Origin of the sequence: Snodgrassella sp. W6238H11 (assembly GCF_016100525.1) — a bacterium.
Taxonomy (GTDB): domain Bacteria; phylum Pseudomonadota; class Gammaproteobacteria; order Burkholderiales; family Neisseriaceae; genus Snodgrassella; species Snodgrassella alvi.
The window spans coordinates 291084-304053 of the sequence record NZ_JACFSH010000003.1 but is presented as its reverse complement, the minus strand read 5'-3'; the positions used below and the strand labels follow the sequence as shown (position 1 = coordinate 304053).

The window sequence follows — 12970 nt, the reverse complement described above, 5'->3', positions numbered from 1 at the left end:
TCTTTGCTGAATAGCTAGACTAACTTCCGGATTTATCTAAATCCGGAAGTTTTTTTATGGTTTGAAAAATGTACAGGTATGAAGTATTACTGTTGTGAAATATTTGGGCTGATGAGTACGGATATTGAGCTACAGACCGGCAATTATAAAATTTAATCTTTGCAGATGATTGCAAGAATATAAATTGATAAGCAGTTCATTTACTCAGGTACACTACTGCGGAATAAGCTATTGCTCCGGTTGATAATGGAATACGTTTTGCTCAATATATTAATTCTGGCAAAGCAGTTTCCGGTTATAAAAGTAATCAGAACGTTTTACTGTACTGTTCAGGTTGAAAAAAATTGTATTCCGGGTTGAGAATACTGGATTTTACATAGTATGCCGGTCTTTGATGCGGCACAGATGCTGCTGTAAATGCTTTTTTGTGATGAATTATGTCTGTGTGCGCATTCGCGGTATACGAAGTAACTGCCTGAAACTAATTTGGTACAAAAAATTTGCCGATTAATCCAGTAATTTAAAAATTAATAAATTCTGCAGGTATATCTCTGGCCATTGAATATTCGTGAGCTGTTGTCGTACTGCTTACTGGCAAACTGGTTTGCAAGTGCAGAAGATATTAATAATAGGTATTACCTGCCAGTAATTTTATTGATTTACTATAGTCAGTATTATATATTTAATAACATTAAAATATTATTACATAAACATAGGAATGCTAGCATGCATGCTGATCAGCAGACAGCCGGAAAGCAAACTGCACTGGTTGTAGAAGGCGGTGGAATGCGTGCTGCATTCAGCAGTGGTGTTACTGATGCCTTCTTACAGGCAGATTTTAACCCGTTTAGTTTACTAGTCGGAGTATCTTCCGGAGCCAGTACTATTGCCAGTTATCTGGCCGGACAGGAAGGGCGTAATCTGGATATACTGCTTGATCAGTCCTGCCGGCCGGAATTTATCAGCTGGTCACGCTTTATCCGTGGCGGCGACCTGATGGATATTGACTGGTTATGGCAGGTTGTACAACAGGAAAATCCGCTGGACTGTGAACGTATGTTTGCCCGACAGCGTGATTTCAGGGTTGTTTTAAGTAATGCTGTTAGCGGTGAGCCGGAGTATGTTGTGGCTCAGCCCGATTCTTTTCTGGAAGTACTGCGTGCTTCCAGCTCAATTCCGTTTATGATTCGTAAACCGGTAGCAATTGGCGGAGGATTTTATTTTGACGGCGGAGTTGCTGATGCCTTGCCGGTACAGTGGACTCTGTCTCAGCCGGGCATCGGTTGTGTGATAGTAATTCGTACCAGAGCGCACAATTATGTGAAGAAAGGTAGTCTGGGTGACAGTCTGCTGGCAAGGCGTTTGCCTGTCAGCGGGTTTGCTCAGGCATTACGGCAGCGAGTAAAGCATTATAATACTACCCTGACATGGATGCGGCAGCCTGAAAACTGCCGGTATATTATTGAAATTAATCCTCCGGATGATGGCAAAATGGCCGGACGTCTGTGCCGGGATGCCGGCCGTTTACGCTACAGTTATGCAGCCGGTCTGGAATGCGGCCGTGCATTATTGCAGCAATGGCCGGTAAATTAATAGTTTTTTGCCTTAAAGGTAAACGAGTAATTTGGTGAAGTAATGAAAACGGATTCGACTGTATCGAAAACACAGCACCGGCTTAGTCTTTTTGTTGCTATTCTGGCTTTGGCATTTGTTTTACGCGGCCCGCTGACTGGTGTGGGTCCCCTGTTACAGAATATTCAGACGCAGCTGCAGATAAGCAGTACGCTGGCCGGCATGCTGACTACGGTACCATTGCTGACATTTGGTCTGTTTTCGATTTTTATCCCCAGGCTTGCAGCACGTCTGGGCTCGGAGCAGATGGTCTTTTTTGCTTTGTGGATATTAACGCTGGGGCTGGTGCTGCGCTGTGGTTCCGGGCTGTTTCTGCTGCTGACAGGTACGGCTTTGCTCAGCTGTGCCATTGCTGTTGGCAATGTACTGATTCCCAGTATGGTAAAGCAGTATTTTCCGTTTAAAATGGGACTGGTTACCGCATTATATGCACTGGTGATGAATATGGGCGGTGCGGCCGGTTCTGCTTTAAGTGCCCCGCTTGCTCACAGTAATCTATGGGGCTGGCGCGGTGCTCTGGTAATCTGGGTACTACCGGCGCTGGTGGCTATGGTTATCTGGTGGCTGCCTTTTAAAGCAGCCAATGCTGTGCCCAAGGCGGCTGTACGTGCACGTCAGGTAAAGATACACCTGTGGCGTAATCCGCTGGCCTGGCAGGTAACGCTGTTTATGGGATTTCAGTCGTTTCTGTTTTATTCTACAGTTAGCTGGCTGCCGCAGATTGTAGCCAAAGCCGGTGTATCAGCAACGGAAGCCGGTGGCTGGCTCGGGCTGATGCAGCTGGTGATGATACCAACCAATTTGCTGATACCGATTTATGCAGCCAGATTAAAGCAGCAGCACTGGATAGGGTCGATGTGCGGCGTGGCTTTAATCTTGTCGGTATTATTGCTGATGTCGCCATGGCGCAGCTGTTATTTTCCGGCAGTGCTGTTGCTGGGGCTGGGTATCAGTGGGGCTTTCTGTCTGAGCATGATGTTTTTCAGTTTACGCAGCAGCAGTGTTACTGAAGGAGTGCTGTTATCCGGAATGGCACAAACCTGTGGCTATCTGTTTGCAGCTGTGGGTCCAGTCCTGATGGGCGCTCTGCATGACATGATGCATTCCTGGTTTCCGGCATTGTGTCTGATGTTTATTGCCGCGGTCGTTATTACTGTGTCTGGCTGGAATGCCGGTAAAGATCGCAAGTTATCTGATTTTCAGGAGTAAAAATATCCACAGTTTTATCCACAAATTTCTGTGGATAAAACTGCCTGCCCGCATACCGGACAATCTGGATTGGCAGCCAGCTGCAGGCGCTGCCATTGAAAAGAACAGGCGTCAAAACAGTGTAGCCAGCAGCCGTCAGGGTGAATACCGGCAATTATCTGCAATGCTTCACTGGCCTGTGCCGCGCCCATAATACCGAGTAAAGGTGCAAAAACTCCGTTTTTGGCACAACTGGCACCTTCATCATTCATTTCTCCTTCAAACAGGCATTGATAGCAGGGGCCGCGACCATCACGAAAATCATATACTGCCAGCTGACCGGCAAATACCAGTGCAGAGGCTGAAACCAATGGTTTGCGTGCACGGAAACAGACCTGATTAATCAGCCGGCGGCTGGGAAAATTGTCGGTACAATCCAGAATGATATCGGTATGCTGAACCAGTTGCTCTAACAGGCTGGCATCTGCTCTGGCTACAATGGGCTTTAATCCGGTTTGCGGATATTGTGTCTGTAGCTGCCGGCACAATATCGCGGCTTTTGCCTGTCCGATATCTTGATCATTAAACCAGAACTGGCGTTGCAGATTACTGATTTCGATAGTGTCGTTATCCACAACGGTAATATGCCCTATTCCGCTGGAAGCCAGATAAGTCAGAGCCGGATGTGCCAGACCGCCGGCACCGATTACCAGAACACGGGCAGCAAGAATAGCTTCCTGTCCGGCAATATCCAGCTTATCCAGTAATATATGACGGCTGTAACGCAATAGTTGTTCATCAGTAATCATGATTGTCTCTGGTGGTTGGGTGGCTGTGACCGGTACAGGTGTAGTCTGGTTTATTCTGCCCTGCTATTATAATAGTTTAGTCTAGTTTCTCAGAATATTTATGCGCCATCCTGCCCGTCCGTCCGGTCGGTTTTTATATCGTCTGCGCAGCCATCTGCATCGTGGCGGTTTGATTGCCTATCCTGCAGAAGGCAGTTATGGGCTGGGTTGTCTGCCAGATTGTGTGCCGGCGGTGCGTAAAGTCATTGCATTGAAAAAGCGACCGCAACATAAAGGGCTGATTGTTATTGCTGCTGATTTCACTCAATTACAGCCTTTGCTCGCACCTTTGTCCGCAACCGATATAGCGGCTGTCAGCCGGCAGTGGCCGGCACCCAGAACTTTACTGTTACCGGTACGCAAACAGGTTTCATCTGTGTTACGCGGGCGTGGTCGGCAAACTTTGGCCGTACGAGTTCCAGACCTGGCAACTGCCCGGTTTTTATGCAGAGCAGCAGGTACAGCGCTGGTATCTACTTCTTGTAACCGGGCAGGAAAAAAAGCTTGTTGTACAGAGCGTGAAGTCAGACGCCAGTTTGGAAAACAGGTGATGATTCTGGGCGGGCGCACCGGCGGAAGAAAGCAACCCAGCCAGATTATTGACTGGGCTTCCGGTAAGCGGCTGCGTTAGTTATTTTATGAATAAGCTGATCTGTAAATAAGTTATATCTGTCATTAACTGAATTACTGCGCAGACAATGTTTATATATTTGTAGTTTGCTGTTGCTTAGCACATTTTTAATGATTGCGGGCAACGACAAATTGCGCCAGTGCGCGAAGATGAGATGCACGCTGGTCAAAATCGCTTAAAGCATCAATAGCCTGTTGTACCAGATTTTCTGCATACTGGCGTGCTGTAGTCAGCCCCATCAGACTAACGTAGGTAGGTTTATTAGTCCGGGCATCTTTTCCGGCGGTTTTACCCAGTGTGCTGCTATCCTGCTCGTAATCCAGTACATCATCAATAACCTGAAAAGCCAGACCCAGATGAGCGGCATAATGGTCGAGTGCGGTTAATGCCTGCTGGCTGATATCCTGACAGCAAAGTCCGCCCAGTGTAACTGCTGCTCTGATCAGCGCACCGGTTTTCAACTGGTGCATGTGTTCCAGTTCGGCCTGATTCAGACCTACCCCTACGCAGGCTAAATCGATAGCCTGTCCGCCGGCCATGCCATGACAGCCGGCAGCCTGTGCCAGAGTCTGTATCATTTGCAGCTGACGCGCAGCGTCCAGACCGGTTGGCCGGCTCAGCAGGCTGAATGCCATACTTTGCAGGGCATCACCAACCAGTAAGGCTGTTGCCGGTGTATATTGTATGTGACAGGCAGGTTTTCCGTGACGCAGACTGTCGTTATCCATCTCCGGCATATCGTCGTGCACAAGCGAATAGATATGTATGCATTCGATTGCAGCCAGAGCATAATCTGCGGCTTCTGTAACCGCATTACCCAGCTCCGCCGCCGCCAGAACCAGCATCGGCCGCAACCGTTTACCGCCATCCAGCGCCGCATAGCGCATGGCTTCAATCAGTGGTGCGGGAAGTTGTCCGGCCGTGGGAAGTAATCGGGTTAATGTCTCTTCTGTATGTGTCTGTACCTGTTTTTGCCAGCCGGCAAAGTTACTCCCCTGTTTCAAGCTTCAGCTCCTTTAATTCACCATTGTCCAGTACCTGTAGTTTTTGTTCTACCTCAGCCAGCTTCTGCTGGCAGTATTGCACCAGTTCCTGACCATATTCATATGCAGCCAGTGATTCTTCCAGCGGAAGATCATTGTTTTGCATGGATTCAGTTATTTTTTCCAGTTGCTGGATAGCTTCTTCATAGCTTTTGGGGGTTATTTTCTTCATATTATAGGTCTTTACATGAATTTATGGCTATTGTAACACTCGCACTATGGCTATTGCTGCGGATATCTGTATCATACAATTAGTCAGAATTAGCTGATAACCGGATGAAGTATATTTCAGTTTGTGTTATTAAAAGTAATGTGCTTATATAATCAGTAATAATATTTTTATATGCAACAGAATTTATTCATGTAATGAATAATAATACAGATATTTTATTCAGATAAGGGCAAATTTAAATCAATATCTGCCTCTCTAAATATAAAAATTGTTTTTTAACCGTAAGAATAAAAAGTTATTTGTAAAAATTAATATATTTATATATTAATTATATAACTTGTTATCTGATGCTGATGTTTGAAATAGCAGGCGGAAAACAGTTTTATGTAAAAAAATCAAATAAATTTTGATTTTTTGTATTATTTTTTTAGCATATGTTTTAATTTTCGGTAATACTTACTACTGTTGCCGGTTGTACGGTGTATAACTTTTTATATATCGAAATATTTTCAGCATAATATGCGTTTGGAATTTTTTAAAATTAGTTCATTGTTATGGATTTTATTTGTCAGCAGGTATTTTTTTGCTGTTTATTTATCTGGTTTTAAAGCATAATGTTGTTCAAAGCATAATTATATTGTGCTAACTTTAAGTAATTGTTTTAATGGAAAATTAAAACATAGAATTATTTAATTTGTATGATTTGACAATCGGATATATGCAAAACAGGGAAGCCTGAGGAGGAATAATGGTGAACTATTTATACAGATACGGTTGTCTGGAACAGAGTAGCAGAGCAGGCATAGAAGCGAAGATTGAGTACTGTCGTTTATAATCGAATAAATAGTGGTTTCTGAATCTGTTTTACAGATTACTTGAGTAGTTTCTTTGTTTTAAGTAGGCGTTATGGGTAAACAAATTTTTTATGAGGAGTCAGGTCAGTTTAAAGTAGCGGAAATAGTTCAGGAAAATGATGCTACTTTTCTGGTTAATACACAACATGGTAAGCGGGCAAAAATCAAGGCCAGCCACGTTTTTCTGGTGTTTGATGGTGATGCTGCGCAATTTTTACAACAGGCTGCTGAAGCAGCTGCCGGTATTGATATCAGTCTGCTCTGGGAAGCGGTAGGCAATGAAAATGAATTTACCGCAGCCAGTGCAGCCAGTGAATATTTTGGCGATAGCAGCGGGAATATTGAGCTGGCAGCCACACTGATGGCTCTGTATGCAGCGCCTATGTATTTTTACAAAAAAAATAAAGGTGTATTCAAAGCTGCGCCGGCAGAAACATTACAGCAGGCGCTGGCAGCCATTGAACGGCGCAAACAGCAGGAAGAACAAGTCAATAGCTGGATACAGGAATTGCTGGCCGGTCGCCTGCCGGATGAGATTGCTGCTGAAGCCAAAATGATTCTGCATGCACCTGATAAACAAAGTCTGAAATACAAAGCAGTGGTCAAAGCTGCTGATCAGAAAAAAACCTCACTGTTTGCCCTGCTCCAGAGTGTTGGTGCAGTACCGCCTCTGCCTGAATATTTTCTGGATGGTTTTTTACTTACTCAGTTTCCCAAAGGTGCGGATTGTGGTCATTATCCTGTACCGGTTATGCACAATCTGCCAGATGCCGATACCTCAGTACGTGCATTTTCCATTGATGATATTGAAACCAGTGAGGTAGATGATGCATTCAGTGTGCGTGACCTGCCCAATGGCAACAAACTGGTCGGAATTCATATTGCTGCCCCGGCTCTGGCAATAGATGCTGAGTCTTTGCTGGAAAAGCTGATATTTGAACGTTTAAGTACTGTGTATTATCCCGGCGGTAAAATTACTATGCTGCCGGATAACTGGATAGCTGCTTTCAGTCTGGATGAAGGAGCAGCACGACCGGCAGTCAGTCTGTATGCTGAAATCAATCCGCAGTTTGAGGTGATACGTTATGAATCACGAATTGAATCGGTGTATATAGACTGTAATTTACGTATTGAAAATATTGAGCAGGCATTTCAGCCTTTGCAGCCGCGCAGCGATACTGAAGCTTTTGCACATCAGCATGAAATGAACTGGTTATATGATTTTGCTGTGGCCAGAATGCAGGCGCGGGGTAAATATGATCCGGAACGTTTACCGCAGTACGATTATGGAATTAAGCTTGGGACAGATAATACTGTACATATCAGTGTGCGTGAACGCGGAGCACCAATTGATACGCTGGTCAGTGAGCTGATGATTTTTGCCAACAGCACCTGGGCGCAGATGCTGGATGAGGCTGAAATGGCTGGATTATTCCGTGTACAGCCTACCGGCAGAGTACGGATGAGTACTCAGTCTGAACCGCATATTGGTCTGGGGCTGAAACATTATGCCTGGTTTACTTCACCACTGCGCCGTGCTACTGATTATATTAACCAGAAGCAGCTAATTAGTTTACTGGATCCGGACGCAGAGCCACGTTTTGAACCGCAGGATGCCATGCTGTTTGCGGTATTGCGTGATTTTGAGTCGGCTTATGCAGCCTACAATGATTTTCAGCGCCATATGGAAGCATACTGGAGTCTGATATATATTCAGCAGGAACAGTTGCAGGAGCTGACTGCTCAGTTAATACGTGATGATTTAGTGCGTATTGAAGGCCTGCCGCTGGTAAGCCGTGTCAACGGTGTACCGGTTGATGCCATGCCAAAATGCCGGATGAAGGTATCGATAACCGGAATCGATCCGATACAGGTAAGTGTCGGACTAAACTATATTAATGTTTTGTTGCCGGCAGATAATGCCAGCCAAATATCCGGCTGAATTATTTAAAGTGCTTTGAAGGTTACCTGATGGATGGCACACGATTTGATTGGCTACTTTGCTGACAGTATAAATATACGGGTGTGACCGTTGATTCTTTGTCTGTCTGATTGTTTTCAGGCCGTATATTGTGCTTCGGTTAGAAATAACTTTTACTTAAAACCTTGTTTTTATACATGCAGCCCATATATGGGTTGCATTTCTATTATCTATCCGGTTTTGCTGTTCAGGCATCCTGCTGTTTAAGAGCAGGTTGCCTGCAAACCTTTGGAATAAAATTATGACTGAAGTAGATTTTTATGAAGTACTGGGCATAAGCCGTACTGCAGGGGATGAGGAAATCAAAAAAGCTTATCGTAAGCTGGCCATGAAATACCATCCTGACCGTAATCAGGGCGATAAAAACGCCGAAGAAAAATTTAAAGAAGTACAGCGTGCTTATGAAGTATTGTCTGATTCTCAAAAACGTGCTGCCTATGACCAGTTTGGACATGCCGGTGTAGACGGCAATATGGGTGCCGGAGCCGGCGGCTTTTCCGGCGGTTTTGATTTTGGTGATATTTTCAGCCAGATGTTTGGCGGCGGAGCCGGCGGACGGTCGCAGCAGAATAATCAGGGCGCTGATTTACAATATAATATTGAAATCAGTCTGGAAGAGGCTGCGCGCGGTATTAAGAAAAAAATCACTATTCCTACTCATGAAGAATGTGATGTCTGTCACGGCAGTGGTGCTAAAGTCGGGACTTCAGCCACTACCTGCAGCATGTGTGGCGGCAGTGGTGTCGTTCAGGTACGGCAGGCCATTTTCCAGTTACAGCAGACCTGCCCGACCTGTCACGGCAGTGGTAAACAGATTAAGGATCCGTGTGTTAAATGTCATGGCGACGGACTGGTAAAAACCCGCAAGACTGTTGAGGTTTCCATTCCGGCCGGTATTGATGACGGTCAGCGTATCCGCCTGAGCGGTGAAGGTGAACCTGGTAAGCATGGTGCGCCTGCCGGTGATTTATATGTGATGGTGAACGTGCGCCCGCATCCGGTCTTTGAGCGTGACGGCATGGATCTGCACTGTGAATTGCCTATCAGTTTTACGATAGCAGCGCTTGGCGGGGAGGTTGAGGTGCCTACGCTGGATGGTAAAGTTAAACTGAATATTCCGAAAGAAACACAAACCGGTCGTCGCATGCGGGTACGTGGTAAAGGAATTAAATCTGTACGTTCGGCTGCTGTGGGTGATTTATATTGTCATATCGTGGTAGAGACACCGGTAAATCTGACCGATCGTCAGCGTGAATTACTGGAAGAGTTTGAAAAAATCTCTACCGGTATGGACCGGGCTCAGACGCCGCGGCAAAAATCATTCATGGACAAACTGCGCGATTTATTTGAATAAAATACGAAACTACCACAGTTCAGAAGTGTTTATTCCGGATGTATGAATAATTAATACTGGTTATACTGTGTAAAAGCCCGCAGAGCATAATTTTTCTGCGGGCTTTTGTTATCAGAAGAAAAGATACAGGCCGGTTAAGGCTTGCTTCTGCTGAAACCGGCAGAAAAAAATGATTTGTCGCATTTCCTGTTGATGAAAAGCGTAAGCAGGCGTTTTAGTGAATTAAGTTCCGCTAAATATGCAGGATATGGCTAGTCTGTAATCACAAAGGCGTTTAAGCTGAAACTGACTGAACAATTTAATCTGTATTGACCAGGAAATAAATTATCGCTCCGTTTACCGAAAGGTGCAGGAGCGACAGGGAGATTTGGTACAACAACTGAATGATTGTGGACAAATTTGTAGTATTTAACTGGATAAAAATCAGTCTTTATGCTTAATTCCTTATAAAACAAGGGTTATAGCATAATAAATACTATTTATTTTACTGATTATCTGTGGATAATTCTGTGGATAATTATTGAATCAAAAAATGGTCAGGCCAGTTCTGCACGTAATTGTGCAGCCAGTTGCGCCAGTTCTGCCTGATCAGCAGCCACACTTTCATGTTTACCCAGTTCATGGATATGTCCGGGAATCAGATGAATGTGATAATGAAATACAGACTGACCGGCCTGTTCGCCGGACAACTGTAATTGCACAACGCCATTACGATGTAACACTTTACGTTGCGCATTAATAATCTTTTTGGCTGCACTGAATACGGCAGCAAGGTAATCTTGCGGCATGTCAGTTAACTCTATTGCTTCACATTTAGGAATCACCAGTACATGGCCGCGTGCCTGTGGCATCACATCCATAAAAGCCAGTGTCTGCTCATCCTCATAAACTTTATGGCAAGGAATTTCACCACGGATAATTCGGGCAAAGATATTGTTACTGTCGTATTGTTGCATGACTGTCTCCTCTCAGGCTTTTGCTTACTAGCCGTTACCTGAGCAATTGTTTAAGAAATAATACTTAGCTTGCTTTTGGCAAATACGGTATCCAGCTCTTTAATCCCCTGTTTACCGAAATTGATGGTCAGGCGTGCCCCTTCAGCTTTCCGGGTAGCATCTATGATGACACCTGTGCCGAAACGTTCATGATAAACATTCTGTCCTAGCTGAAAGCCGTCAAAATCCGAGCTCTCCTGTGTTTCTGCCAGTTTGCTGCGGCTGTGAAACGGATTGGTTCTCTGCGTGGACTGTTGCCGGGCTATCAGAGAGTTTCTGTGAGCAGACAGATATTGCAATACCTCTTCCGGTATTTCATCCACAAAGCGTGATGGCAGGGCAAAATGCGTTTGTCCGTGTAACAGGCGTTGTTCTGCCATTGTTAAATACAGGCGTTTTCGTGCTCTGGTGATGGCTACATACATCAGGCGCCGCTCTTCTTCCAGCCCGTCGCGTTCGGCCATGCTGTATTCACTGGGGAATAAACCTTCTTCCAGCCCTGTCAGAAATACACCATCAAATTCCAACCCCTTGGCTGCATGCACAGTCATTAACTGCAAGGCATCTTCACCCTGACCGGCCTGATGCTCTCCTGCTTCCAGCGAGGCAGTACTTAAAAAAGACAGTACCGGAAATAAAGGATCGTTTTCATCATACTCAGGTTCCATATCAAAACCGGATTCCTGCGGTTTAAATGCCACTGCCGCATTCAGTAATTCTTCCAGGTTGTTGATGCGTTCCTGCTGTTCACCTTTCTGGGTACGGTAGTGTTCCATCAGACCGCTATCATAGATGGCAGCAGCCATCAGTTCCTGCAGAGAAACTTGCGCAGCCTGTTGCTGTAAATTTTCAATCAGGCGGATAAAAGCAGCAATTTTACTGTTTTTCTCTGATAAACTGATGGCCGCCTGCCATAACGAAGTATGAGCTTCATTGGCTGCCGCCTGAATGTTTTCAACACTCCGCGCGCCGATGCCGCGTGCCGGTACATTGATTACCCGTAATAATGCATTATCATCATTGGGGTTAACCGCCAGACGCAGGTAAGCCAGTGCATGTTTGATTTCCTGACGCTCATAAAAGCGCAGGCCGCCATAAATTTTGTAAGGTATACCGGCGCGGAACAGAGCCTGTTCCAGAACCCGCGACTGGGCATTACTGCGATACAGTACAGCCATCTGCATATAATTCAGCCCTTCGCGGTGTAAAGCCTTAACTTCATCAACCACAAACTGCGCTTCTTCAAGATCATTAATTGCCTGAAGCACACGGATTTTTTCGCCATCGCCGGCCTGAGTGCGCAGATTTTTACCCAGACGGCTGGCGTTGTGTGCAATCACCGCATTGGCTGCAGTCAGAATATTGCCTACCGAACGGTAATTTTGTTCCAGCCGGATGGGTTCGCCAACATGAAATTCATTCAGAAAGCGGGTCATATTGGCTACTTCGGCACCGCGAAAGCGATAAATACTCTGGTCGTCATCTCCCACGGCGAAAACCGCTGCATGCTCTCCGGCCAGTAATTTTAGCCATGCATACTGTAATTTATTTGTATCCTGAAATTCATCAATCAGCACATGATTAAAACGGTTCTGGTAATGATTGCGCAATATTTCATTACTCTGCAGAATTTCATAACTGCGTAACATTAATTCCGCAAAATCCACTACCCCTTCATTCCGGCACAAACTGTCATAGGCGGCATAACATTCAATCATTTGCCGTTCATGCGGGTCGCGGGCCGATAAACGCGAAGCACGCAATCCGTTTTCTTTTTGTGCATTAATGAATCCTTGCAGACTGCGCGGTGAGATAATTTCTTCAGCAATATTCAGTTGTTTGAGCAAGCGCTTGACTACGGAAAGCTGATCACCCATATCCAGAATCTGAAATGTCTTGGGCAGTGCTGCTTCCTGATGGTGCAGTCGTAAAAACCGATGGCACAGCCCGTGAAATGTCCCCAGCCACATCGCCCGTACCGAAACCGGTAACAGCGTGCTCAGGCGCAATTGCATTTCTTTAGCCGCCTTATTGGTAAAGGTAACGGCCAGAATGCTGTGTACACTGGCCTGACCAGTCTGCAATAACCAGGCAATACGTGTGGTCAGTACTCTGGTTTTACCACTTCCTGCACCCGCCAGTACCAGTGCCGGTTGCGCAGGCCAGGTAACGGCGGCTAATTGTTCACTATTAAGACCGGTCAGCAGACCGGCAGAAGATAAAATTTCCATAGTGCTTATTGTAGCTGATTAAGCCTGAAAAATCGCTTTGA

General features: G+C 45.5%; 10 protein-coding genes. 5 read left to right on the top strand and 5 right to left on the bottom strand.

Annotation, left to right across the window (positions count from 1 at the left end; all coding sequences use genetic code 11):
• Positions 1–726: 726 nt before the first annotated feature.
• Together H3V00_RS07815 and H3V00_RS07810 are read left to right on the top strand one after the other, a co-directional pair.
• Complete coding sequence (locus H3V00_RS07815) at positions 727–1593, top strand: patatin family protein (RefSeq protein WP_084562205.1); 867 nt, start codon at positions 727–729, stop codon at positions 1591–1593.
• Between the two features lie 42 nt (positions 1594–1635).
• On the top strand, positions 1636–2841 hold the full coding sequence (locus H3V00_RS07810; protein ID WP_084548547.1) for an MFS transporter: 1206 nt from the start codon (positions 1636–1638) through the stop codon (positions 2839–2841).
• 14 nt (positions 2842–2855) lie between these two features.
• On the opposite strand, the gene H3V00_RS07805 is transcribed toward H3V00_RS07810, so the two are convergent.
• The gene (locus H3V00_RS07805; protein WP_198207423.1) at positions 2856–3629 is read right to left on the bottom strand and encodes a HesA/MoeB/ThiF family protein; all 774 of its coding nucleotides are present in this window, start codon (positions 3627–3629) and stop codon (positions 2856–2858) included.
• 100 nt (positions 3630–3729) lie between these two features.
• Between H3V00_RS07805 and H3V00_RS07800 the strand changes: the two genes are divergently transcribed.
• Positions 3730–4299 carry an L-threonylcarbamoyladenylate synthase gene (locus H3V00_RS07800; protein ID WP_037392227.1) on the top strand — a complete coding sequence of 190 codons (570 nt, stop codon included), beginning with the start codon at positions 3730–3732 and terminating at the stop codon, positions 4297–4299.
• Between the two features lie 107 nt (positions 4300–4406).
• Here the strand turns inward: H3V00_RS07800 and H3V00_RS07795 are convergent, their stop codons facing one another.
• Positions 4407–5303 (bottom strand): polyprenyl synthetase family protein, encoded by an 897-nt coding sequence (locus H3V00_RS07795; protein WP_232335961.1) that lies wholly within the window; start codon positions 5301–5303, stop codon positions 4407–4409.
• Positions 5287–5514: an exodeoxyribonuclease VII small subunit gene (locus H3V00_RS07790; RefSeq protein WP_025331809.1), complete on the bottom strand. Its 228-nt coding sequence runs from the start codon at positions 5512–5514 to the stop codon at positions 5287–5289. The genes H3V00_RS07795 and H3V00_RS07790 overlap by 17 nt, the downstream gene beginning before the upstream one ends.
• Positions 5515–6420: 906 nt before the next feature.
• On the opposite strand from H3V00_RS07790, the gene H3V00_RS07785 reads away from it, so the two are divergent.
• Both H3V00_RS07785 and dnaJ read left to right on the top strand, forming a co-directional pair.
• Complete coding sequence (locus H3V00_RS07785) at positions 6421–8310, top strand: ribonuclease catalytic domain-containing protein (protein ID WP_198207421.1); 1890 nt, start codon at positions 6421–6423, stop codon at positions 8308–8310.
• A gap of 280 nt (positions 8311–8590) precedes the next feature.
• Positions 8591–9703: a molecular chaperone DnaJ gene (dnaJ, locus tag H3V00_RS07780; RefSeq protein WP_037392221.1), complete on the top strand. Its 1113-nt coding sequence runs from the start codon at positions 8591–8593 to the stop codon at positions 9701–9703.
• Between the two features lie 536 nt (positions 9704–10239).
• Here the strand turns inward: dnaJ and H3V00_RS07775 are convergent.
• Both H3V00_RS07775 and H3V00_RS07770 read right to left on the bottom strand, forming a co-directional pair.
• Positions 10240–10659, bottom strand: coding sequence for an HIT family protein (locus H3V00_RS07775; protein ID WP_025331807.1), 420 nt, complete (start codon positions 10657–10659; stop codon positions 10240–10242).
• A gap of 50 nt (positions 10660–10709) precedes the next feature.
• The gene (locus H3V00_RS07770) at positions 10710–12929 is read right to left on the bottom strand and encodes a UvrD-helicase domain-containing protein (protein WP_198207419.1); all 2220 of its coding nucleotides are present in this window, start codon (positions 12927–12929) and stop codon (positions 10710–10712) included.
• Positions 12930–12970: the final 41 nt, after the last annotated feature.